20 protein-coding genes are annotated in these 23,496 nt (G+C 66.1%); 13 read left to right on the top strand and 7 right to left on the bottom strand.

The features are described 5' to 3' along the window. Positions 1 to 12 precede the first annotated feature (12 nt). Both J8I29_RS01900 and J8I29_RS01895 read right to left on the bottom strand, forming a co-directional pair. The gene (locus J8I29_RS01900; protein WP_209430425.1) at positions 13 to 588 is read right to left on the bottom strand and encodes a TetR/AcrR family transcriptional regulator; all 576 of its coding nucleotides are present in this window, start codon (positions 586 to 588) and stop codon (positions 13 to 15) included. A gap of 268 nt (positions 589 to 856) precedes the next feature. Continuing rightward, positions 857 to 2,686, bottom strand: a complete 1,830-nt coding sequence (locus J8I29_RS01895; RefSeq protein WP_209430424.1) for a glycoside hydrolase family 15 protein — start codon at positions 2,684 to 2,686, stop codon at positions 857 to 859. A gap of 594 nt (positions 2,687 to 3,280) precedes the next feature. Between J8I29_RS01895 and J8I29_RS01890 the strand changes: the two genes are divergently transcribed. Beyond that, positions 3,281 to 3,871 carry a response regulator transcription factor gene (locus J8I29_RS01890; protein WP_209430423.1) on the top strand — a complete coding sequence of 197 codons (591 nt, stop codon included), beginning with the start codon at positions 3,281 to 3,283 and terminating at the stop codon, positions 3,869 to 3,871. 203 nt (positions 3,872 to 4,074) lie between these two features. Then, positions 4,075 to 5,340: a hypothetical protein gene (locus J8I29_RS01885; protein WP_209430422.1), complete on the top strand. Its 1,266-nt coding sequence runs from the start codon at positions 4,075 to 4,077 to the stop codon at positions 5,338 to 5,340. On the opposite strand, the gene J8I29_RS01880 is transcribed toward J8I29_RS01885, so the two are convergent. Genes J8I29_RS01880 through J8I29_RS01870 form a run of 3 tightly spaced genes read right to left on the bottom strand, consistent with a single transcriptional unit; the run spans position 5,315 to position 7,090 of the window. Next, positions 5,315 to 5,935, bottom strand: a complete 621-nt coding sequence (locus J8I29_RS01880; protein ID WP_209430421.1) for a hypothetical protein — start codon at positions 5,933 to 5,935, stop codon at positions 5,315 to 5,317. The genes J8I29_RS01885 and J8I29_RS01880 overlap by 26 nt on opposite strands. Beyond that, on the bottom strand, positions 5,922 to 6,485 hold the full coding sequence (locus tag J8I29_RS01875) for a hypothetical protein (protein ID WP_209430420.1): 564 nt from the start codon (positions 6,483 to 6,485) through the stop codon (positions 5,922 to 5,924). Before J8I29_RS01875 ends, J8I29_RS01880 begins: the two co-directional genes overlap by 14 nt. Then, positions 6,482 to 7,090 carry a hypothetical protein gene (locus J8I29_RS01870; RefSeq protein ID WP_209430419.1) on the bottom strand — a complete coding sequence of 203 codons (609 nt, stop codon included), beginning with the start codon at positions 7,088 to 7,090 and terminating at the stop codon, positions 6,482 to 6,484. The genes J8I29_RS01875 and J8I29_RS01870 overlap by 4 nt, the downstream gene beginning before the upstream one ends. Before the next feature lie 166 nt (positions 7,091 to 7,256). Here J8I29_RS01870 and J8I29_RS01865 point away from each other — a divergent pair, with 166 nt between their 5' ends. Beyond that, positions 7,257 to 8,909, top strand: a complete 1,653-nt coding sequence (locus J8I29_RS01865) for an FAD-binding dehydrogenase (RefSeq protein WP_209430418.1) — start codon at positions 7,257 to 7,259, stop codon at positions 8,907 to 8,909. Between the two features lie 87 nt (positions 8,910 to 8,996). Beyond that, on the top strand, positions 8,997 to 9,311 hold the full coding sequence (locus tag J8I29_RS01860; RefSeq protein ID WP_209430417.1) for a DUF6665 family protein: 315 nt from the start codon (positions 8,997 to 8,999) through the stop codon (positions 9,309 to 9,311). A 25-nt stretch (positions 9,312 to 9,336) separates the two neighbouring features. Here J8I29_RS01860 and J8I29_RS01855 read toward each other — a convergent pair whose 3' ends face one another. Then, on the bottom strand, positions 9,337 to 10,032 hold the full coding sequence (locus tag J8I29_RS01855) for a GntR family transcriptional regulator (protein WP_209430416.1): 696 nt from the start codon (positions 10,030 to 10,032) through the stop codon (positions 9,337 to 9,339). 442 nt (positions 10,033 to 10,474) lie between these two features. Between J8I29_RS01855 and J8I29_RS01850 the strand changes: the two genes are divergently transcribed. The 8 genes from J8I29_RS01850 (at position 10,475) to J8I29_RS01815 (ending at position 19,011) form a co-directional block, all read left to right on the top strand. Continuing rightward, complete coding sequence (locus tag J8I29_RS01850; RefSeq protein WP_209430415.1) at positions 10,475 to 11,209, top strand: DUF969 domain-containing protein; 735 nt, start codon at positions 10,475 to 10,477, stop codon at positions 11,207 to 11,209. Position 11,210: 1 nt separating this feature from the next. Further along, complete coding sequence (locus J8I29_RS01845) at positions 11,211 to 12,164, top strand: DUF979 domain-containing protein (protein WP_209430414.1); 954 nt, start codon at positions 11,211 to 11,213, stop codon at positions 12,162 to 12,164. 23 nt (positions 12,165 to 12,187) lie between these two features. Beyond that, the gene (gene pcp, locus J8I29_RS01840) at positions 12,188 to 12,856 is read left to right on the top strand and encodes a pyroglutamyl-peptidase I (RefSeq protein WP_209430413.1); all 669 of its coding nucleotides are present in this window, start codon (positions 12,188 to 12,190) and stop codon (positions 12,854 to 12,856) included. 46 nt (positions 12,857 to 12,902) lie between these two features. Next, a complete protein-coding gene (locus J8I29_RS01835; protein ID WP_209430412.1) occupies positions 12,903 to 13,679 on the top strand; it encodes a 5-oxoprolinase subunit PxpA in 777 nt (258 codons plus the stop codon). Beyond that, positions 13,679 to 15,331: an urea amidolyase family protein gene (locus J8I29_RS01830; RefSeq protein ID WP_209430411.1), complete on the top strand. Its 1,653-nt coding sequence runs from the start codon at positions 13,679 to 13,681 to the stop codon at positions 15,329 to 15,331. Before J8I29_RS01835 ends, J8I29_RS01830 begins: the two co-directional genes overlap by 1 nt. A 49-nt stretch (positions 15,332 to 15,380) precedes the next feature. Next, positions 15,381 to 17,105 (top strand): biotin carboxylase N-terminal domain-containing protein, encoded by a 1,725-nt coding sequence (locus tag J8I29_RS01825; protein WP_209430580.1) that lies wholly within the window; start codon positions 15,381 to 15,383, stop codon positions 17,103 to 17,105. Between the two features lie 160 nt (positions 17,106 to 17,265). Beyond that, positions 17,266 to 17,937: a hypothetical protein gene (locus J8I29_RS01820; protein WP_209430410.1), complete on the top strand. Its 672-nt coding sequence runs from the start codon at positions 17,266 to 17,268 to the stop codon at positions 17,935 to 17,937. A gap of 168 nt (positions 17,938 to 18,105) precedes the next feature. Then, positions 18,106 to 19,011 carry a S1C family serine protease gene (locus J8I29_RS01815; protein ID WP_105861949.1) on the top strand — a complete coding sequence of 302 codons (906 nt, stop codon included), beginning with the start codon at positions 18,106 to 18,108 and terminating at the stop codon, positions 19,009 to 19,011. Between the two features lie 217 nt (positions 19,012 to 19,228). On the opposite strand, the gene yghU is transcribed toward J8I29_RS01815, so the two are convergent. Continuing rightward, on the bottom strand, positions 19,229 to 20,104 hold the full coding sequence (gene yghU, locus J8I29_RS01810) for a glutathione-dependent disulfide-bond oxidoreductase (protein ID WP_209430409.1): 876 nt from the start codon (positions 20,102 to 20,104) through the stop codon (positions 19,229 to 19,231). Positions 20,105 to 20,415: 311 nt separating this feature from the next. Here yghU and ileS point away from each other — a divergent pair, with 311 nt between their 5' ends. After that, the gene (gene ileS / locus J8I29_RS01805) at positions 20,416 to 23,496 is read left to right on the top strand and encodes an isoleucine--tRNA ligase (protein WP_209430408.1); all 3,081 of its coding nucleotides are present in this window, start codon (positions 20,416 to 20,418) and stop codon (positions 23,494 to 23,496) included.

The raw sequence follows: 23,496 nt of genomic DNA, 5'->3' as shown, positions 1-23,496 counted from the left end.
GGGCATCCGGGTTCAGAACCGTTCGATAACCGAGGCGGCAATCCTGCGTGCGGTCTTCAGGCGCCCGTCATGCCCGTCCAGCCCGGCGCGCGACATGGCGCCTTCGAGCAGGAAGGAAAGATGTTCGGCGGTTTCGTCGATCGCTGTGCCCGCGTCCGGCCGCATCTCGCCGAGATAGGCCCTGAACAGGCGCTCGACCTCCTCCTTCTGCGAGGCGACCGAGGCGCGGCCCGGATCGCCGACCGGCAGTTCCGCGGCGGCGTTGAGCAAGCCGCAGCCTCGAAAGCCCCATTCATAAGCCGCGCCCGCATAGTCCAGATAGGAATCGAAGATCGCCAGCACCCGTTCCTGCGGCGTAGCTGCACTCTTGAGCCGTTCCCGATAGATCTCCTGCCATTCGGTGCGCCTCTCCTGGATATAGGCATTCACCAGATCGGCCTTGGACGAGAAATTATTGTAGAGGCTCATCTTGGCGACCCCGGCCCGTGCCGTGATGGCATCGATCCCGGTGGCGCCGACCCCCTCGCTGTAGAACAGCTCGGCTGCGGCCTTCAGCAGGCGTTCCCTGGCTGGCATGCGGTCGGTCATGTTCCTGGCCCCTTGATTAGGTAGACCGATCTACCTAATTTAATCGTGTGTCAAGTCTACTATGCCGCGAAGCACGCCTTGCCCTCCTCGATTGAGCGACCATTTCCACTTGAATAGTCCTGGATCGACGCTAAGCGTCGGGGTAGGGCTACTTCTTGGCAAGCATTGAGCCGCCTGTGTTGTGGCACCTGCATATGATCACCCCACCCCGGCCCTGCGGGCCGACCCTCCCCATCGAGGGGAGGGTAAAGAAAGACGGCGGCGTCCTTCAGACGGCGTCCGCCTGCGCTACCGGCTGGCCGCTCGCCTCGACCCTCTCCTCGGCGGGCCCGGTCCGCCGCGCCAGATTGAGCGCGGTGTTGATCAGCCCGATATGACTGAAGGCCTGCGGGAAATTGCCGAGCATGCGCTCCGCGATCGGATCATATTCCTCCGACAGCAGCCCCACATCGTTGCAAAGCCCCACCAACCGCTCATAGAGACGCCGCGCATCGTCCTCGCGGCCCTGCAGCACATAGACATCCGCCAGCCAGAAAGTGCAGACCAGGAAGGCCCCCTCCCCCGGCGGCAGGCCGTCATCGACATGGTCGGTGTTGTAGCGCAGCAGAAAGCCGTCGCGCATCAGCATGGTCTCGATGGCCTTGACCGTGCCGATCACCCGCGGATCGTCCGCCGGCAGGAAGCCCACCAGCGGAATCTGCAGCAGGCTTGCGTCGATCGTCTTCGAGCCATAGGCCTGCACGAAGCTGCCGAGATCGGTGTCGAAGGCTTTCCGGCAGACATCTTCGTGAATCTCGTCGGCCACACGCTGGCAGCGCTCGGCAAAAGCGGGCCTGTCGCCGGACTTGATGGCCATGTTGGCGGCACGGTGGAAGGCGACCCAGGCCATCACCTTGGAATGGGTGAAATGCTGCGCTCCGCCGCGGACCTCCCAGATCCCCTCATCGGGGCGACGCCAGGCGCTTTCGAGGAAGTTCATGATGACTTCGCTGAGCGCCCGCGTGCGGGGGTGGCGCTGCAGGCCGCCGGCGGCGGCCTGCATCATGGCATCGGCAACCTCGCCATAGACGTCGAGCTGGAACTGCTCGGCGGCGGCATTGCCGATCCGCACCGGCCGCGACCCCTCATAGCCGCCGAGCCAATGAGGCTCCCATTCCAGCAGGTTCCGTTCGCCCGACAGGCCATACATGATCTGCATCTGCTCCGGGGCCCCGGCGATGGCCCGCATCAGCCATTCGCGCCAGGCGGAGGCTTCCTCGTAATAGCCGAGCTTCATGAAGGCCTGCAGCGTCATGGTGGCGTCGCGCAGCCAGCAATAGCGGTAATCCCAGTTGCGCGGACCACCGATCTGTTCGGGCAGCGAGGTCGTGGCAGCCGCCACGATGCCGCCCGTCGGCATATAGGTGAGCGCCTTCAGGGTGATCAGGGAGCGTTTGACGACATCGGTCCAGGCTCCGACCGATGGGCAGCGCGCGGCGAAATCGCGCCAAAAGCTTTCCGTATTCGCCAGCGCGGCCTGGACATCGGGCTGGGTCGGCCGGGGCGTCGTGGAGGGGCTGTAGGTCAGCACGAACGGCACCTGCTCGCCGGCGCTGACCCGGAAGGAACCGGCGGTGTGCAGGTCTTCCCCCTCCAGCGGCACGGGGGTCGAGAGAATCAGTCGATCGGGTCCGGCCACGGCCGTGATGGTGCCGTCATCGGCGCGGGTGACCCAGGGCACGGTGCGTCCATAGTCGAAACGCACGACGAAATCGGTGCTGAAATCGACACTGCCCTCCTGCCCCACCACCAGCCGGATGAGATCGTTGGTGCCATCGCGCAGCGGCATGAAGTCGATCACCGTGGCGACGCCTTCGTTCGTTTCGAACGTCGTTTCCAGGACGAGTGTATCGGGCCGATAGCGGCGGCTGACGCGGGCCTTCCTGTCGGTGGCGGCAATGCGCCAGCGCCCGTTCTCCGGCGTGCCGAGCAGGGCTGCAAAACTGGCGGGCGAATCGAAACGAGGAAAGCAGAGCCAATCGATGGAGCCGTCGCGGGAAACGAGGGCTGCCGTTTCGCAATCGCCGATCAGGGCATAGTCTTCGATCCGAGACGTCAAGGGCATCACTCCTTTCGACAACCAGGATGGGCCTGGCTATTCTCTTGGCCAGATCTCTTGGCCAAATCTCTTGGCCTGAATGCGGCGATTTAGCGCCGAAAGCTCACATTCCCCCCGATTTACTCCATTCGGGTTCCGCACCCCATCCGCAGCGCCCCAGCTTGGCCATAACCTCGGCACGACGAAAGTCGTTCCGGGCGCCGCGGCTGGACGGTCCGTGAGGCTCTCAACCATCACCGTTCCGGTCTATCACCGCAAGGCCTGCCGGCGTGAGGGACTCGGCAGAGTTCCGGGCAGCGAGCACGGGAACCCCGGAAGGAAAAGGCAATAAAACATAGCCTGAAGACAGGGCAGCAGGACACACTTATTGGTTGAGGTAAAATAATACTAATACTTAAATATATTCTAATCCTAAAGACTTAAACAATGTGTATTGAAGCCACCGAAGTTACAATATATAAATAAATTATGTATTCAAATTTATATTTCTATCAGAAAATTTAAAATTAAAAATCGTCACTTCTGAAGTAAAAAGGACATATGCTGCTCGAAGGGATACATATGGACGATCCACGATACGTTGGAAATATAGCTTTGATCAGCGGCAATGTATTGATAAGGGATTGTCTTAATTTTATCCTTTCTCTTAATTTTCCTGATTATAGAATACAGTTATTTTCCGCCGCGGATGAATGGGGTCTTTCTTCTCAACCCGTGCGGGTCCGATTGGTGATCCTACATGATCGCGGGTATATAGATGCCACAAAAACATTGGCGACCGCCCGCGCTCACAAACCTCGCGTCCCCGTTCTCATCCTGGCAAATGCCACCGACGCGGCGAGTATCGTGCAGGCTATCGATCTGGGGGCCAGAGGCTATGTGCCCAGCACTCTGCCCGTCGGCGATCTGATCCTCGCGGTGCACCGCGTCATGGCAGGAGGAACTTTCGTCCCGCCCGAAACGGTGTTCGGCACACAGGCATGGAAGCCGCTGACGCCACGGCAATTGTCCGTCGTCACCGGCATCCGGCAGGGCAAGACCAATGCGCAAATAGGAAAGGAGCTCGGCATCAGCGAAAGCACCGTCAAGGTGCATGTCCGCAGAATCATGAAGCAGATGCAGGTCATCAACCGAACGGCCATCGCACACCGATCGAAGGATATTTTCTCCACCGACGAGGACTAGAGCAAAGCGCGTTCAAGCGTGAACGCTAATTTGGTCTAACTCATTGTTCTGACGCGTCTTTGCGATTCTAGGTGCCTCCGTCTAATCGCAAAACGCTATAGGACGTTCATGCAGACACGCAGACCCTGGCGAGCCAGATCTTCGATTGCTATGGTCAGCGCCGGAGTTGGGCACCGCGGCGTGTCGGCATCGGAGGTTGCACATTGTCGGCGCTCGCCGGTCTTTTTCCCGCTTGGATGGTGCTGCTGCGGCGTTACTGGCCGCATCTGATGGCACTTTGGCTGATCGGCATGCTGGCCGAGGACGTACTGACCGAAATCGCCGTGCGTATCGGCTTTCTCAACCGATTGGCCGGTCTTTCGACGCTCACATTGGTGGTCCTGGTCAAGCTGGTGGTGATCGTCGCCCTGTTCGAGATGGTCCGGCCGGGACTGCCTTTCCTGCAGGCGGCGGTAAACGCTGCCGAATCGCCGGAGGACTCGTCGCGGCAGGGCGGGCCTGCCGGCTTCACCATGGCCCTGTCCCTGGCCCTGGTACCGTTCTTCGCCTTCTATGCAGCCTGGGGATTTCTCAGCGATACATTGCGTGAATATTCCAAGCTTGCGCTCGATCTGACGCCCTTTGGCGAGAATGCCCGCATTCTCGACGTCAGCGGCGGTGCGTTGCTGCTATTGCTGGTGGCCATTGCCTGGCTGGTGCGGCTCGGCGCCAAATCCATGCACAAGCGTTCCAGGCATGTATTCTGGCCCTTCCTGATCGTGGTGTGCGAAGCCAACTGGGCCTTCATCGCGCTCTATGTGCTGCAGAGCTGGCATAGCGAGATCATGGCGTGGATTGCCCGCCTGCCGGAGGCCCTGAACTCTGCGCTGTTGCCGGCGGCGCGCGCGGCAGGCATTGCCCCGCCTGTCGAGGCTGCGCCCGCGTCCTGGTGGGACATGCTGTCGGCCCTCTTCCTCTATGCCCTCTACCCCGCCGTCTGGCTGACCCTGGCGGCACTCGTCTATGGTTATGACATCGGGCGGACGGGCACGCCCGCCCAGGGCCGCTGGAGCCGGGCGATCGCACACTGGGACAGGCTGCCCAGGTTCCTGCGCGATTTTCTCACCCATTTCATAGCCGGTACGGCCAAGCGCTACCGCGCGCTGGCAGAGGGCGTCGGGCTGACCTTCGGCACGGGTCTTGCCATCGTCATTGCCGTCATCGTTGCCTTTCGTCTCCTGGACTGGGGCTCGGCCTGGGCATGGTATGGCGCCGCGCGCCTGATCGGACCTCATGAGATAGGCTTGTGGCAGATCATCGCCCACGCCCTCTCCATCCTGCTGGGCAGCCCGAGCGCACCCGGCAATGGCGCGCTGATCATGCCCTTGAAGATCACCCTCCTTGCCGCGGGACTGGAAACGGGCTTTGCCCAGGGCCGGCAGTGGCGCAGTGCGCGCCAGCCGCTCAGCGCGGTTCCAGCGGGAAGCTGAGGGCGTCCGGCAGAGCCGACCGGAAGGAGAGCCGCACGGAAAGGTCCGAGCTGGCCTCGGTCGGAAGCAGGAACTTCTCCTCGACCAGCGTCGGCTGACCGTCGAGGCCGAGGGACCGGGCCGCCTCGAAGCACCCCGGCACAGGCCTTGCCGTCGGCTCCAGCGCGCGGCTGATGTCGCGGGACAACACGAAGGACAACGGGCTCCAGCGCTGCCCATGGCCATCCAGCAAGGTCAGGCTGCAGCCCATCCAGATGGTCTGCCGCTGCGCCTCATCGGCTACCTTGCCCTCCGGCACCGCCTTGAGGCGGACGATGAGGAGCTTCCGATCCTTCGACAAGGGCAGGCGCGCGCCCTCGCCGCCATCGATGAACCGGGCCGAAACGAGCGACCAGTCGGCGCGCGCATAGGGAGCGGCTCCGCCGGGCTCGACGGCGGTGATGCGCAGTTCGTGCGAGGCGACATAGTCCATGATGTCGACACGCGCGCCGAACGCGAAGACGGCGAGCAACAGCACGGGTATCGCGATCAGGCTGCGCCAATACCAGCGCGAGGCGGGCTGGCTTTCCGGGAAGGCCGGCTCAGAGGGGGTCACGGCCGATCTCCAGGACGGTGCGGCGAATGGCGGAACCCTCGTTCAGGGACATGGCGAGCTGGGATGTGAGTCGCGGGAAGGCCTCGCGGGAAATCACCAATTCCGCGCCTGGGAGTTCGTCCGCCGGCAGTTCGAAGACGAAGAGGCCGCGCTGCTGCAGGCCCGGCTGCAATTCCTTGCCGGACAGCAGTTGAGACATGCCGTCCACGCGAGGGCTCTGCATATAGATGCGGCCGCTGGCGGCACGCAGGGCGACGCCAGCGAGCAAAAGCGTGCGATGGGTGGCGGACGCATCGGCCGTGATCACGGCCCAGATGCCGCCGGTGCCGCGTTCGACCTTCTTGCCGTAGCGCTGGAAGACCAGCAGTTCCGAGAGGATGAGCTTGTCGACCTTGAGGCTGAACTCGGCGGTTTCGGCAGGTGCCTCCTGCCTGCCCGCGATCTCGATCGGCCCGGTGAGGACCGCATAGCCGGGCGTCGTCCAGTGCAGCAACGCCAATATGGCGACGCCGGCCAACACGATCGCTACGGTGGCGGCAGCCTGTTTCATCCCGGGCTCCCGGCGGCATCGAGAGGCACGCTCACGCGGGCGACATCGTGCGGATTGAACCAGCCCGGAGCGGCATAGAGACTGTCTTTCGGCTTGAAGGTCGCACCGGCCACGGTGAGCTCCAACGCCTTGGGCAAGGCGGCTTCGGCAGGCAGGGTCCACACGGCCTGCAGGCGCTCCGGCAGGCGGGGCTGCAGCGCCATCAGCCGCTCCTTGTCCCGGACGAGGTAGAAATCGGGGCCTTCGGCGCCGGCGATATTGGTGAGCTTCAGGATGCCGGTGACGGCATTGGAGGTGCGTTCGGTCCGGTTGGCAAGCAGGAGCTCGAGCACCACGGCGCGGCGGCCGGCCTTGACCGGGCGGCCGTCCGGCAGTGCCGTGGCCAGGGCGGCCGAGTTCGGCGTGACGAGCCAGCGCCCCGCCTCGATCGTCTGCCCGGCCGTGATATTCGGAACCGGCGCGGGATTGCGCAGCTGATAGAGCGAGACGCCCAGCGAAATCGCGGCAGCTGCGAAGCCACCGATGCCGGTCAGCAGCTTGGCCTTGAGGCTCTGGCGGGAAAATCCTGCGCGCAGCTTCGACAATGTCCGGTTTGCATCGGCCATGCCCTGACTTACCCCCTGAAGGCGGCCCGGGCAAGATGCCGCGGAAAGGAGCATGGCCCCACATACACTCTGCCTGATGCACATGCCATGATCGTCACATTCACCGGGTTCTGCCGTTGCGGCATTCGTTGCATGATGCCCGATGTCGCGAGTCGCGGGAGGGGCCATGGCCGATGCGGATGCCATTGTCGTCGGAGCGGGCCTGGCCGGGCTGGTCGCGGCCACCGAACTCACAGCCGCGGGAAAACGGGTCATCCTGCTCGACCAGGAGCCGCGCCAGAATCTCGGCGGCCAGGCCTTCTGGTCACTCGGGGGGCTCTTCCTGGTCGACACCCCCGAGCAGCGCCGCCTCGGCATCAAGGACAGTTTCGCCCTCGCCCTGCAGGATTGGATCGGCACGGCGGGCTTCGACCGCGAGGAGGATTACTGGCCCCGGCGCTGGGCGGAGGCTTATCTCGCTTTCGCCGCCGGCGAGAAACGCGCCTGGCTGCGCGCCATGGGACATCGGATCTTCCCCGTCGTCGGCTGGGCCGAGCGGGGTGGCGGCAGCGCCGGCGGCCCGGGCAATTCGGTACCGCGCTTCCACCTCACCTGGGGCACGGGTCCGGGCGTGGTCGAGCCGTTCGAACGGCGCGCCTTGGCGGCCGAGGCCGAAGGCAGGCTCGTATTGCGGTTTCGCCACCGCGTCGACGGCCTGATCCGGGCAGGCGGGGCGGTAGCCGGCGTGGAAGGCAGCCTGCTCGCGCCCAGCGATGCGCCGCGCGGGGCCGCCACCTCGCGCGAGGCGGTGGGCCGCTTCGCCCTGACGGCGCCGGTGACGATCATCGCCAGCGGCGGCATCGGCGGCGACCTCGACCTGGTGCGCCGCCATTGGCCGCAGCGGCTCGGCCGGCCGCCGAAGGCGATGGTCACCGGTGTGCCGGCCTATGTCGACGGGCGCATGCTCGGCATTGCCGCAGAGGCCGGCGCACGGCTGATCAATCGTGACCGCATGTGGCACTATGTCGAGGGCCTCAGAAACTGGGATCCGATCTGGCCCGGCCACGGCATCCGCATCCTGCCCGGTCCCTCTTCGCTCTGGCTCGACGCGCGCGGCAACCGCCTGCCTGGCCCGCTCTATCCGGGCTTCGATACGCTGGGGACGCTGGCCCATCTGCGTGCCACCGGCTTCGATCACAGCTGGTTCATCCTGACCCAGAGCATCATCCGCAAGGAATTCGCGCTCTCGGGATCGGAGCAGAATCCCGACCTGACCGGCCGCGACTGGAAATTGACGCTGCGCCGCGCCATCGGCCGGCGGGCGACCGGGCCGGTGGAAGCCTTCAAGCAGCACGGCGCCGATTTCGTGGTGGAGGAGGACCTGGAACGTCTCGTCGCCGGCATGAACGCCCTGACGCAGGAGCCCCTGCTCGACGCCGCCGCGATACGGCAGCTGATCGAGGCGCGCGACCGCGACCTCGCCAACGGCTTCGGCAAGGACGGCCAGATCATGGCCATCCGCAATGCCCGGCGCTATCTCGGCGACCGGCTGGTCCGCACGGCGCGGCCGCACGCCCTGCTGGATAGGGCCCACGGCCCGCTGATCGCGGTCAAGCTCAACATTCTCACGCGCAAGACGCTGGGCGGCCTGGAGACCGATCTCGACGGCCGGGTCTTCGGGCCGGACCTTGCTCCCCTGCCCGGCCTCTATGCCGCGGGCGAGGCCGCCGGTTTCGGCGGCGGCGGCATGCATGGCTATCGGGCGCTGGAGGGTTCCTTTCTCGGCGGCTGCCTGTTCAGCGGGCGGCAGGCCGGCCGTGCGGCAGCGGCAGCGCTGTAGCCTCGGATCCGGACTCGGGTGCCGTCGGCCGTGGCTTTGCACGGCGACGATATCGACAAGCGTTACGGGCAGCGGCAGAATAAGGACATGAGCGTCCGCCTGCCCCAGAATTTCTCCCCTGCCAGCGCCCGTACGGCCCTTGATGTCCTCGGCGCCGAGATCCGCGTGGAAAAGGCCGCTTCGCTGGAACGGGCGGGCGAAGCCGCCGGTCAGGCCATGGCCGCCCTGCATGCGGCCGCGCCCGAGAATCCCGACCGCCCCCGCCTGCTCGCCGACGCCGTCGACGCCATCTACGGCTATTTCATCCAGCGCGAACTGATGGGCATGGCTTCCCATGGCGGTGTCATCCGCGAGCTCAAGATTCCACCCGAGGTCCTGGTAAGACTCGGCGTCAGGCGCTGATACGGTCCGTCCGAAACCGGGCGCCTCACAGGTCTCCGATGCTGCCATCCGCCATGCGCCGCGCATAGACGGCGAGGACCAGGCGTTCGGAATGGATGAGATAGTCGCCGAGCATGGCCGCCGCTCTGTCGAACTGGCCGGCTTCGGCCAGTTCGAGAATGGCAAGGTTCCTGTCGACGAAGGGTGCATGCAGGAATTCGGCATCCTGCAGCATGCCGAAGGCGAGCCGCAGCTCCGCCAGGACCTGGGCGAACAGCAGGTTCAGCCTCTCGCTGTCGGCAAGTTCCACCACGGCCATATGAAAGGCCATGTTGGCGGTGCCCACCCCGGGCCAATCCTCCGCCGCCCGGCAGCGCAGAGCTTCCTCGAACGCCTCACGCATGCGTTTCTTGGCAGGATGGCGCGGATAGGCCTGGGCGAGGGCCTGGCATTCGATCAGGCGCCGGACCCGGTAAATATCGATGATCGAGGCGATGCTCGGCACCGCCACGAACACGCCGCGATTGGGAACATGCCTGAGCAGGCCGTCTTTGGTGAGCACCCGGAAGACTTCGCGCAGCGTGTTGCGGGAAATGGCGAGATCATCGCTGAGCGCCTGCTCCGACAGGCGCTGCCCCGGGGCGAATTCGCCTTGCGTGATCTTGCGCCGCAATTGCTCGGCGACACGTTCGCCGAGCGTCAGGGCAGATGCGGCGGGAGGGGGATCACCCGGTTGCGTCATGGGGCGGTGCCTCGTGCCATTGTGCGATCTTCACTCAACGCTGCCCTTCCGTCTGTCCACGACAGCACACCGGATTGTAGGGCAATCCTCGGGATTCACAACGACGCCCCCTGCGATCTCGGCAGGGAGAAATGGCGAGCCGCCTCGATGGAGCCACGGCGTGCAGCCCGGCACACGAAGACCCGTCGCCGAAGCAGGTTGGAAACCCAACGGTCCGCCCGATATGCAGGCTGAAGCCCGGGCCAGGGCCGGTTCTCTCGGGTCTCTTTTCCCGATTGTCCGGGAGGTATCAATTTATTGTTGAACAATATTTTATTTCAGTTCAATCAAAATCCTTGATCGAGGCATCAATTTGGATGATATTGCCGGCAGATCGGAAAATATCACCCTACAAAAGCCGATCGATTTCCAGACCGTCCAATGTCCCCGGGGAGCGACCATCGTGCCTAGTGACATCAGCCTATGGCCCCTGATCGGCGTGGCCATCATCGTCGCGGGCTTCGTCCTGCGCTTCAATCCCATGCTCGTCGTGATCGTCGCCGCCATCGGCACGGCTCTCGCCGCGAGCTTCCCACCGCAGCAGGTTCTCACCGCCGTCGGCACCGGCTTCCTGAAAACACGCAATCTTGCGGCGATCCTGCTGCTGCCGCTCGCCGTGGTCGGCCTGCTCGAGCGCCATGGCCTGCGCCAGCATGCGCAGGCCTGGATCAGCAGGATACGCTCGGCGACTTCGGGCCGCCTGCTCATCGTCTATCTGGCCGCCCGGCAATTGACCGCAGCGGTGGGCCTGACCAGCCTCGGGGGGCATCCCCAGATGGTGCGCCCGCTGATCGCGCCCATGGCGGAAGGGGCGGCCGAGGTCCGCCATGGCGCGCTCACCGAGCGGGTCCGCCACAAGCTCAGGGCCTTTGCGGCCGCTACCGACAATGTCGGCCTGTTCTTCGGCGAGGACATCTTCGTCGCCTTCGGCGCCATCGTGCTGATGACGACCTTCCTGCGGGAGGCCGGCATCGAGGTCGAGCCGCTCCATGTCGCCTTGTGGGGCATCCCCACCGCCACGGCGGCCTTCGTCATCCATGCCTTCCGGCTATCGCGCCTGGATGCGGCCATTGCCCGCGAGCTTGCCGAAGCGCCGCCCGAGACCGGTCTGCGGCCTCAGACAACGCCGGAGAGCTGACATGATCCTCACGCTCTCCCACCTTTTTTACCTGGTCGGCGCGATCCTGGCCATCACGGCGGCGATGACCCTGGCCGACCGCGACCATCCCAAACGCTTCAGCAGCGCCCTGTTCTGGGCCCTCTACGCCCTGGCCTTCCTGGTCGGCGATTTCCTGCCGCCGGCCGTGGTCGGCGCGGGTGTCGTCGCGCTGGCGCTGATCGCCGGCTTCGGCGGGGTCGGCGCTGGCCGCCATGACATTCCCAGCGTCGCCGAAGCGGTGGCCAGTGCAAAGCGCCTCGGCAACAAGCTCTTCGTGCCGGCGCTCGCCATTCCGCTGCTGACCATGGTGATCACACTTTCGGGCCACTATGTCATCATCGGCGGCAGGCCGCTATTCGATCCCAAGAATACCACCCTGCTCGCCCTCGGCATCGCCTGCATCGTCGCGCTGGGCCTCGCCTGCTGGCTGACCCGCGAAACGCCGGTGCAGGGCATGCGCGAATCCCGCCGTCTCACCGATGCGCTCGGCTGGGCCCTGGTGCTGCCGCAGATGCTGGGCATGCTCGGCCTGGTCTTTTCCGATGCCGGTGTCGGCAAGGCAGTCGCCCACCTCACCACCAGCTATGTCAACATGGACCTTCGCCTGGTGGCGGTCGCCCTCTATGTCGTCGGCATGGCGCTGTTCACCGTGATCATGGGCAATGGCTTTGCCGCCTTTCCGGTGATGACGGGCGGTGTCGCCGTGCCGGTCCTGATCGGCGTCTATCACGGCAATCCCGCGGTGATCGCCGCCGTTGGCATGCTGTCGGGTTATTGCGGTACGCTGATGACCCCCATGGCCGCCAATTTCAACATCGTGCCGGCCGCCCTGCTGGAGATCGACAAGAATGCGGTGATCCGCGCCCAGATTCCGACGGCGCTGGCGCTGCTCGCCGCCAATGTCGTACTGCTCTATGTCCTGATGCCGCTCTAGGCCATCATTCGCGGAAAGCAGCCATGAGTCCCAAAACGTCGCCAAATGTGTTGATCACCGGCTTCGAGGCGTTCGAAAACGATGAGACCAACGCCTCCTGGGAGGTCGCCCGGGCGCTGGACGGGTCGATATGCGAGGCGGCTCTCGTCCGCGCGGTGCAATTGCCGTGCGTGTTCGGGGACGCCATCGAGCGGTTGGACGAGGCCCTGAGGCAATGGCGGCCCCGCCTCGTCGTCAGCCTGGGACAGGCGAGCGGGCGTGCCGAGATCACGCCCGAGCGCGTGGCGATCAATCTCGACGATGCGCGCATTGCCGACAATGCCGGCCAGCAGCCGATCGATATCCCCGTGATACCGGGTGCTCCGGCGGCCTATTTTTCCTCCCTGCCGGTCAAGGCGATCGTGCGCGACCTCAGGGCGGCGGGACTGCCCGCCTCGCTCTCCAACACTGCCGGCACCTTCGTGTGCAACCATGTCTTCTTCGCCCTGATGCACCGGCTGGCGACGCTACGCCCGCTTGCCGGCACCAGGGGCGGGTTCGTGCATGTGCCCTGCCTGCCCGAACACGCCGCGCGCCGGCCCGGACTGCCGAGCCTGGCGCTGCAGACACAGGTCGAGGCGATCCGCCACCTCACGCGCACCGCACTTAGCGTTCAGGAGGACGCGCGTGAGAGTGGCGGGCAGATCCATTGAGCCGCCGGGCAGCGGAGCGGCGTGAAATTATCGGGAGCGTCGAGCCATGAACATCGATCTCAACAGCGATCTCGGCGAGAGCCTCGGCGCCTGGCGCATGGGTGACGACGAGGCGATGCTCGCCATCGTCTCCAGCGCCAATGTGGCCTGCGGCTTTCACGCGGGCGATCCCACCGGCATCCTCGCCACGCTGCGGGCCGCCACGGCCAAGGGCGTCACCGTCGGCGCGCATATCGCCTATCCCGATCTCGGCGGTTTCGGACGGCGCAATATGGACGTCGCCAGCGAGGATCTCATCGCCGATACCATCTACCAGATCGGCGCGCTCAAGGGCCTGGCCACCGCCGCCGGCACCCGCGTATCCTACGTCAAGCCGCATGGCGCCCTCTACAACACCATCGCCAAGGACCGGCGGCAGGCCGAGGCCATCATCGAGGGGATCCGGCAGATCGATGCCGGGCTCACGCTGGTGGCCCTTGCCGGGTCGCCCCTGCTCGGCTGGGCCCGTGCCGCCGGCCTCACCGCGGTCGCCGAGGCCTTCGCGGACAGAGGCTATATGCCCGATGGCTCGCTGGTGTCGCGCCGCGAGCCCGGCGCCGTGCTCCACGACCCGCAAGAGGTGGCGGCCCGCATGCTGCGCCTCGTCACCGAAGGCACGGTTCCCGCCATCGACGGCAGCGCGGTCCGCGTCGAAGCGGATTCGATCTGCGTCCATGGCGACAGCCCCGGCGCCGTCGCCATGGCCCGCGAGATCCGCGTCTTGCTGGAACGATCGGGGGTCGCCATCCGCTCCTTCATGGCCTCGGCTGGGGAGAAGCGTTGATGCGCTTCCTGCCGGTTAATCTCGATGCCATCATGGTGGAGTTGCCAGACCTGCCGCAGACCCTGGCCCTGCAGGCCTCGCTGCGCGCCGAGCCCATCGCCGGCATCGAGGACATCGTGCCGGCAGCCCGAACCCTGCTGGTGCGCTTTCGTCCGGCAGCCATCGCACAGCGGGACCTGATCGCCGCCATCGGCCGGCGCCGCCTCGATGCCAAGATCGAGCAAAGCGGCACGCTGATCGAGATCCCGGTCCGCTATGACGGGGAGGACCTCGCCGAAGTCGCCGATCTCCTCGATATTCCGGTCGAGGAGGTGATCCGGCGCCATACGGGCGGCGACTATACCGTGGCCTTTACCGGTTTCGCACCCGGCTTTGCCTATCTCAGCGGTGGCCATCCGAGCTTCGATCTGCCCCGGCGCGCCACGCCGCGCCCGCGCTTGCCGGCCGGCTCCGTGGGCCTTGCCGGACGTTTCAGCGCCGTCTACCCGCAGGCGAGCCCCGGCGGCTGGCAGATCATCGGCGTGACGGACCTGCCGATGTGGGACCTTGCGCGCGAACGCCCTGCCTTGCTGCAACCCGGCGACCGCGTGCGTTTCGTCGAGGTCGGCAAAGGCAAGAGCCCACACCCCCGCCCCCTCCCCTCGGTGGGGAGAGGACCCGGCGGTGAGGGAAGCAATCCCGCCGCCCCCCTCTTCGAGATCGTCAAGCCAAGTCCTCAGATGCTGTTCCAGGATCTCGGTCGTCCCGGCCAGGCGCGGCAGGGGGTCAGCGTTTCCGGCGCGATGGACCGTACCGCTTTGCGCAGCGCCAACCGGCTGGTCGGCAATCCCGTCCCCTCGCCCTGTATCGAGATCGCCTATGGCGGCTGCGAACTCCTCTGCCTCGGCGAGACGGTGGTCGCCGTCACCGGTGCCGACGGTCCGCTCGCCCTGAAGACCGCCGAAGGTTCCGGCTATCCCGTGCCCCGTCACGCCGCCATCCCACTCGCTGCCGGCGACAGGTTGCATTTCGGGGAGCCGGTGGCCGGCATGCGCTCTTACCTTGCCGTGCGCGGTGGGTTTGCCGTCGCCCCTGTGCTGGGCAGCGCGGCCACCGATACGCTGGCTCAGATTGGACCGCCGGCCCTTGCGGTCGGCGATCGCCTGTCCGCGCTCGCGCCGCCGCCCGGCGCCGTGACGGCGCTGCCGGACATGCCGCCCGCGCTGCCCAGGCTCGATGAACCCGTCATTCTCGACGTCGTCATGGGTCCGCGCAGCGACTGGCTCTCCAAACAGGCGCTCGAGGACTTCGCGAACCAGTCCTGGTCGGTGACGCCTCAGTCCAACCGCATCGGCATCCGCCTCGCCGGCGAACGGGCGCTGAAGCGCTCGCCCGCCAAAGAAGGCAAGGAACTGCCGAGCGAAGGCACGATCCAGGGCTCCATCCAGGTGCCGCCATCGGGCCAGCCGGTGCTCTTCCTCGCCGATCATCCGCTGACCGGCGGCTATCCCGTCATCGCCGCGGTCGCTCCCTACCATCTCGACCGCGCCGGCCAGATTCCGATCGGCACGCAGATCCGTTTCCGGCCGATCACCCCATTTTCCGAAGCGTCTTGCGACTTGGCGGAATCGCCGGAAGCCGCAAAGGCGCCTCGAACCAAAGAACCAGAATAGACCAGCCTTTCCGCTTCAACGCGCTTTGCTCAGGGGAACAGTGATGCCCATCAAGAAGGTCCTGATCGCCAACCGAGGCGAGATTGCCGTGCGCGTGATCCGGGCCTGCGCCGATTACGGCGTCGCCTCCGTCGCCGTCTACGCCGATGCCGATATCGACGCCCTGCATGCCCGTATGGCGGACGAGGCCTATGGCCTGGGCGGCGACAAGCCGGCCGAAACCTATCTCGATATCGACAAGCTCATCGCCGTGGCCCGCCGCAGCGGCGCCGATGCCGTGCATCCGGGCTATGGCTTCCTCTCCGAACGCGCCGCCTTTGCGCAGGCCGTCATCGATGCCGGCCTGACCTGGATCGGCCCGCCCCCATCGGCCATCGAGCAATTGGGCGACAAGGTGCAGGCCCGCAAGCTCGCCCTGGCGGTGGGCGCGCCCCTGGTCGCCGGCACCGCCGATCCCGTGAGCGGTGCCGGCGAAGTCCTCGCCTTTGCCGAACAGCATGGTCTGCCGATCGCCATCAAGGCCGCCTTCGGCGGCGGCGGGCGCGGGCTGAAGGTCGCCTGGCGCATGGACGAGGTCGCCGAACTCTATGACTCCGCCGTGCGCGAGGCCGTCACCGCCTTCGGGCGCGGCGAGTGTTTCGTCGAGCAATATCTCGACCGCCCCCGCCATATCGAGGCGCAGGTGATCGCCGACAGCCATGGCACCGTCGTGGTGCTCGGCACCCGCGACTGCTCGCTGCAGCGCCGCAACCAGAAGCTGGTGGAAGAAGCGCCGGCCCCCTTCCTGAGCGACGAACAGCGTGCCCGCATTCACCAGGCGGCGCGCGATATCTGCGCCAGGGCCGGCTATGTGAGCGCCGGCACGGTGGAGTTCCTCTTGAGCGCCTCGGGCGCGATCTCCTTCCTGGAAGTCAATACCCGCCTGCAGGTGGAGCATCCGGTGACGGAGGAGACGGCAGGCATCGACCTGGTGGTCGAGCAGCTGCGCGTCGCCGATGGCCATCGCCTCCGCTTCACCGAGACACCGGCGCCGCGGGGCCACGCCCTGGAATTCCGCATCAATGCCGAGGATGTCGGGCGCGGCTTCCTGCCGACACCCGGCCTCGTCACCGCCTTCGAGCCGCCCTCCGGTCCCGGCATCCGCCTGGACACCGGCGTCGCAGCAGGCTCGACCGTTCCCGGCAGCTTCGATTCCCTGATGGCCAAGCTCATCGTCACCGGCGCGACGCGGAGTGAGGCCATTGCGCGCGCCCGGCGTGCCCTCGCCGAATTCCGCATCGAGGGGGTCGCCTCGGTCCTGCCCTTCCATCGCACGGTGATCGGCCATACCGACTTTACGGGCGAAGGTGATTTCAAGGTCCACACCCGCTGGATCGAGACCGACTTTGCCGCCACCCTCGCCGCCGCCACGCGGCCGGAACCGCTGCCGACGGCCACGCTCCTCCGCACCGCCGTGGAGATCGACGGCCGGCGCGTCACTCTCGGCCTGCCCCCCGCCTTGCTGGGCGGTCTTCAGGCCGCGCCATCCACGGTGCCGGCTGCGGCGGCACCCGCCGAGACATCGCCCGATGCGGTGGTGGCACCGATGGCCGGCACGCTGCGCTCCTGGCAGGTGGAGGACGGCGCCGAGGTCGCGGAGGGCGATGTCGTCGCCGTGATGGAAGCGATGAAGATGGAAATGCAGGTCAAGGCCCACCGCCCGGGCCGGCTGGCGCAGGAGATCGAAGCCGGCGTCACCGTGACGGCCGGCATGGTCATGGCGCGCATTGAATAGGAGCGACGAACGCCGTACCCGCAAGAGTGAGCGCGACGAGCCTTCTCCCGCAAGGGGAGAAGGCTTGTTGCGCCAGTTTCTGACGGACCTGCCGATGGAAACTGGAATTGTTGTGGCGTTCTGCTAGACGCTTGCCATCACCCCCACCAATGAGCCGGCCGTGATCCCCTGGAAGCATCTCGACACCGCGACGATCCCCAATAGCGGCGGCGAGCTGCGCCTCAAGCAGCGCGGCAGTGAATTCTCGATCATGCTCGGCAGCAACGAATTGATGAACAGCCGGCTGAGCGGCTCGGAGGAAGCGCTGGCGACGATGGCCGCCGAACGCCTGGCGGAGCGCAGGCACCCCCGCGTGCTGATCGGCGGGCTCGGCATGGGGTTCACCTTGCGCGCCGCGCTGGCGAGCTTTCCCGGGGACGCCGAGATCGTGGTCGCCGAACTGGTGCCCGCCGTCGTCGCCTGGGCTCGGGGACCGATGGCCGAGATCTTCGCGGGCAGCCTCGAGGATCGGCGCGTCAGCATCGAACTCGGCGACGTCGGTGGCGTCATCAGCGCCGGGCTCCGCTTCGATGCGATCCTGCTCGACGTCGACAACGGTCCGGAAGGGCTGACCCATGCCGCCAATGATCGCCTCTACAGCCTGGAAGGCCTCGCGGCGGCACGGGGAGCGCTGACGCTAGGCGGCCTGCTGGCAGTGTGGTCGCAGGGTCCTTCCGCGGCCTTTGCCCGGCGCCTGCGCCAGGCAGGCTTTGCGGTGGACGAAGTCCGCGTGCGTGCCAATAAGGGGCGAAGCGGCGCGCGGCATGTGATCTGGTTCGCAAAACGCGGCTGAGGGCGAACGGTCCGACACTCAAAACCTGCCCGCGCCCTCTCATTGTCCCTGCCCCTATGACCTTGCAGCGTGGCGCCTGGCTGCATACCTCTAGAAAACATCCTTGCCCGGCTTGCAGGTATTGCGCATCCTGCCTTGCTGCGGGCGCGCTCCATCAAGATGAAAGCCATGACACTTCGTTCCATCATGCGCTCGGTCGTGGCCGTGCGTGCCAAGATTCCACAGGACGCCTTCACCGCAGCCGCGCTCGGAACCGAGCGGGAGGGCAGCGGTGTGGTCATCCGTGACGACGGGCTGGTGCTCACTATCGGCTATCTCGTCACCGAAGCCGACGAGATCTGGCTGACCACCCAGGATGGGCGTGTGGTCCCTGCCCATGTCCAGGCCTACGATCAGGCGACGGGCTTCGGCCTCGTACAGGCGCTCGGTCGTCTCGACCTGCCGGCCCTGGGGCTCGGCAGTTCCGGCAAGGCGGCGGTCGGCGACGAGGCCGTGTTCGTCGATGGCGCGGGGCGCCATGTCGACGCCCGCATCGTCGCCAAGCAGGAATTCGCAGGTTATTGGGAATATCTGCTCGATGAGGCGATCTTCACCGCGCCCGCCCACCCCGGCTGGGGTGGGGCGGCCCTGGTCGGCGCAGACGGCAGGCTTCTCGGCATCGGGTCCCTGCTCCTGCAGATGGAACGCGGCGGCGAGGATTTCGACATCAACATGGTGGTGCCGATCGACCTCCTGCCACCCATTCTCGACGATCTCCTGACGCGGGGCCAGGTCGACCAGCCGCCGCGCCCCTGGCTCGGCGCCTTCTCGGCGGAAAGCAATGGCAAGGTCGTGGTCGCCAGCGTCGCCAAGGGATCGCCCGCCGCCAAGGCCGGCCTCAAGGCCGGCGACATCATCTCCGACATCCGCAACGAGGAGGTCCGGGGCCTCGCCGATTTCTATCGCAAGGTGTGGAGCGGCGGCCCGGCCGGCGTGGAAGTGCCGATGCGGGTCCTGCGCGACGGCCGCGAGAGCTGGCTGCGCGTCAAATCGGCCGACCGCAACGCCTTTCTGCGCAAGCCGCCTTTGCAGTGACGAGACAAAAGGTCGTCCTGGATCTGCATCGTCATTGCGAGCGAAGCGAAGCAACCCAGTGCTGGAAAATGTGGCGGCCGTGGCTCCTGGATTGCTTCGCTGCGCTCGCAATGACGCACGGGTCAAACATCGCCGCCGTTGGAATTATGCTTCATCCTGCTCGCGGCCCCGGATCTGCGCCGCATCACTACGTGCTGCAGCGCGTCCGGGATGACCATCAGCTCGCGGCCTCCAGCTTGTCCTGGGTCCTGGTCTCGAAATCGCTGGCATCGTGGCGCTCGCGCAGCTGGCTCGACGGCTCGCCCGAGGTGCGGTTGACCATGCGCCCGCGCTGCACGGCCGGGCGCTGGAAGATCGTCTCGGCCCAGCGCTGCACGTTCTTGTAGTCCTCGACCTGGAGGAACTCGGCCGCGCCATACTGCCACCCCCGGGCCAAACCGCCATACCAGGGCCATACCGCCATGTCGGCGATGGTATAGTCGCTGCCGGCCAGATATTCGACCTCGCCCAGGCGCCGGTCGAGCACGTCGAGCTGACGCTTCACCTCCATGGCGAAACGGTCGATCGCATATTCGATCTTGGTCGGCGCATAGGCATAGAAATGCCCGAAGCCACCGCCGAGATAGGGAGCGCTGCCCATCTGCCAGAACAGCCAGGACATGCATTCGGCACGGGTGGCGGCATCCTTGGGCAGGAACTCCCCGAACTTTTCGGCGAGATAGAACAGGATCGAGCCGGACTCGAACACGCGGATGGGCTGGGACCCGCTGCGATCGAGCAGGGCCGGGATCTTGGAGTTCGGATTGACGGCGACGAAGCCGGAGCCGAACTGGTCGCCCTTGCCGATCTCGATCAGCCAGGCATCATATTCGGCGCCCTTGTGGCCGAGAGCCAGCAATTCCTCCAGCATGATGGTGACCTTGACGCCGTTCGGCGTGCCCAGCGAATAGAGCTGGAGGGGATGACGGCCGACCGGCAGTTCCTTGTCATGGGTGGGCCCCGCGATCGGCCGGTTGATATTGGCGAACGCGCCGCCATTGGCCTTGTTCCAGGTCCAGATCTTCGGGGGCGTGTAGTCGGATGAACCGGTCATTCTCGAACTCCAGGTCAGAGCCTATCGGTGAAGGGGCCAGCGAGTGCAGGGGCTGCCCCCATCGCAGATAGGGAGAGGCCGAAGCTCATGCTAGGGGAAGGTGGGCGGCTCTGTCCGAGAAAATCCCGGCCTCTCCTTCCCTCCCCGCTTTATCCCGCGCGCAGAGCCTGCTATTCACGCCCGCATGACATATATGCTGCGCATAGCCCGAATTATCGTCCCGGCTTCCGCGTGCGGGCTCGGCTGAGCTCCGCGGAAGGTCCGGGTTTGCGCCGCTTTTCCCTTTCCTCCGTATCGACGGATCCCTGTCCATGACCGATGTTGCGTCCCCCTCCAGCGAAGCCGCCGAGGGCTTGAAGGCAAGCTCCGAGAGTTTCGATTATTCCAAGACCCTGTTTCTGCCGCAGACGGCCTTCCCCATGCGCGGCGGCCTGCCGCAGAAGGAGCCCGAGATCCTGGGGCGCTGGCAGGCCCGGAATCTGCGCCAGCGCCTGCGCGACACCTCTGCCGGCCGGCCGAAATTCGTGCTGCATGACGGCCCGCCCTATGCCAATGGCAACATCCATATCGGCCATGCGCTCAACAAGATCCTGAAGGACCTGGTGACGCGCTCGCAGCAGATGCTCGGCTTCGATTCCAATTATGTGCCGGGCTGGGACTGCCATGGCCTGCCGATCGAGTGGAAGATCGAGGAGCAGTATCGCGCCAAGGGCAAGAACAAGGACGAGGTGCCGCTGGTCGAGTTCCGCCGCGAATGCCGGGCTTTTGCCGAGCATTGGGTCGGCGTGCAGCGCGAGGAGTTCAAGCGCCTGGGCGTCGAGGGCGACTGGGAACATCCCTATCTCACCATGGCCTACGCCGCCGAGGCGCAGATCGCCCGCGAGATCATGAAGTTCGCCATGAGCGACCAGCTCTATCGCGGCTCCAAGCCCGTGATGTGGTCGGTGGTGGAAAAGACCTCGCTCGCCGAGGCCGAGATCGAGTATGAGGACCATACCTCCGACATGATCTGGGCGAAGTTTCCGGTGCGCTCGGGCGCCACGCGTGACGAGCTGGCCAGGGCCGCCTTCGTGATCTGGACCACCACGCCCTGGACCATCCCCGGCAACCGCGCCGTCGCCTTTTCGAGCCGCGTCGCCTATGGGCTCTATCGCGTCACATCGGCACCCGAGAACAACTGGGCCAAGGTGGGCGACAGCTTCATCCTCGCCGACAAGCTCGCCGAGGAGGTGTTCAAGACCGCCAAGGTGGAAGCCTATGAGCGCCTCGGCGGCGTCGAGGCCGGCGAGCTCGCGCGCCTTACCGCCACTCATCCGCTGGCGGGCTTCGACCCCTTCTATGGCTTCGACGTGCCCCTGCTCGAGGGCGAGCATGTCACCGACGAGGCCGGCACCGGCTTCGTGCACACCGCGCCCAGCCATGGCCGCGAGGACTTCGACGTCTGGACGGCGCATCAGCGCGAGCTCAACGCCCGCGGCATCAACACGCATATCCCCTACCCCGTGGATGGCGACAGCTTCTACACGGCGGACGCACCGGGCTTTGCTGGCAAGCGCGTGATCACCGAGAAGGGCGACAAGGGCGATGCCAATGACGCCGTGATCAAGGCGCTGGTAGCCCAGGGCAATCTGGTGGCGCGCGGGCGCATCAAGCACCAATATCCCCATTCCTGGCGCTCGAAGAAGCCGGTGATCTTCCGCAACACGCCGCAATGGTTCATCGCGATGGACAAGCCCATCGACAAGGTTCTTCCCGGTACCGTGCCGGCAGCCACGCCGACCCGCACGGAAAGCGGCGCCCTGCGCAACGATGTCGGGCCGGCGCTCGGCGACGGCTCGTCGCTGCGCGAGCTCGCCCTCGCCGCCATCCGGCAGACACAATGGGTGCCGGCTGCCGGCGAGAACCGCATCACCGGCATGATCGCCAATCGCCCGGACTGGGTGGTGTCGCGCCAGCGCGCCTGGGGCGTGCCGATCGCCGTGTTCATGCGCGACAAGCCGGGTGGCGGCGTCGAGATCCTCAAGGACGAGGCCATCAACCAGGCCATCGCCACCGCCTTCGAAACCGAGGGCGCCGATGCCTGGTATCAGGAAGGCGCCGCCGAGCGTTTTCTCGGCGCGCGCGCCGGTGAAGGATGGGTCAAGGTCGACGACATCCTGGATGTCTGGTTCGATTCCGGCTCCACCCACGCCTTCACGCTGGAGGATCCGCGGCATTTCCCCGGCCTTGCCGGCATCAAGCGCAAGGTCGATGGCGGCGACGACACAGTGATGTATCTGGAAGGGTCCGACCAGCATCGCGGCTGGTTCCATTCCTCGCTCCTGGAAAGCTGCGGCACGCGCGGCCGGGCGCCCTACGACATCGTGGTCACCCACGGCTTCACGCTCGACGAGCAGGGCCGCAAGATGTCGAAGTCCATCGGCAACACCGTCGCCCCGCAGGACGTGATCAAGCGTTCGGGCGCCGACATCCTGCGCCTGTGGGTCGCCACCACCGACTACGCCGACGACCAGCGCATCGGGCCCGAGATCCTGAAGACGGTGGAGGACACCTACCGCAAGCTGCGCAACACCATCCGCTGGATGCTGGGCACGCTCGCCCATTTCGAGGCCGGCGACGACGTTGCTGCCGGGCAGATGCCGGAACTCGAACGGCTGATGCTGCATCGGCTGGCCGAGCTCGACGGCGAGGTGCGCGCCGCCTATGAGAGCTACGACTACAAGCGCGTGGTCGCCCTGCTGGCGACCTTCATGACGGCAGACCTTTCGGCCTTCTATTTCGACGTGCGCAAGGACGCGCTCTATTGCGACCCGAAATCGTCGCTGCGCCGCCGGGCTGCGTTGAGCGTGGTCGACAAGCTCTTCACCTGCGTCACCACCTGGCTGGCGCCGGTGCTGTGTTTCACCATGGAAGAAGCCTGGACCTCACGCTTCGGCGAGGAGAACTCGGTGCATCTGCAGCCCTTCGCGGCCGCCGATCCGGCCTGGCTCGACCCCACGCTCGCCGAGAAATGGGAGCTCGTGCGCGAGGCGCGGCGCGTCGTCACCGGCGCGCTGGAGCATGAGCGCGCCGCCAAGCGCATCGGCTCCTCGCTGGAAGCCGCACCGACCGTCCATGTCGCCGACGAAGCGAGGCTGGCGGTCCTGCGCAGCGTCGATTTCGAGGATGTCTGCATCGTCTCGGGGCTGACGCTCGTGGCCGGCGAAGGCCCGGCCGAGGCCTATCGCCTCGATGGCGTCTCTGGCGTCGCGGTGGTTCCTGGCCGGGCCAGCGGCGTCAAATGCGCGCGCTCCTGGCGCTATTTCGACCCCGAAACCGCCGACCCCGCCTTCCCGGACATCACCCCGCGCGATGCGGCGGCGATGCGCGAATGGCAGGCGACGGGGGCCTGA

Origin of the sequence: Labrys sp. LIt4 (assembly GCF_017813775.1) — a bacterium.
In the GTDB taxonomy this organism is placed as follows: domain Bacteria; phylum Pseudomonadota; class Alphaproteobacteria; order Rhizobiales; family Labraceae; genus Labrys; species Labrys okinawensis_A.
Note: the sequence above shows the minus strand (reverse complement) of the source record. Positions and strands in the feature narration are given on the sequence as shown.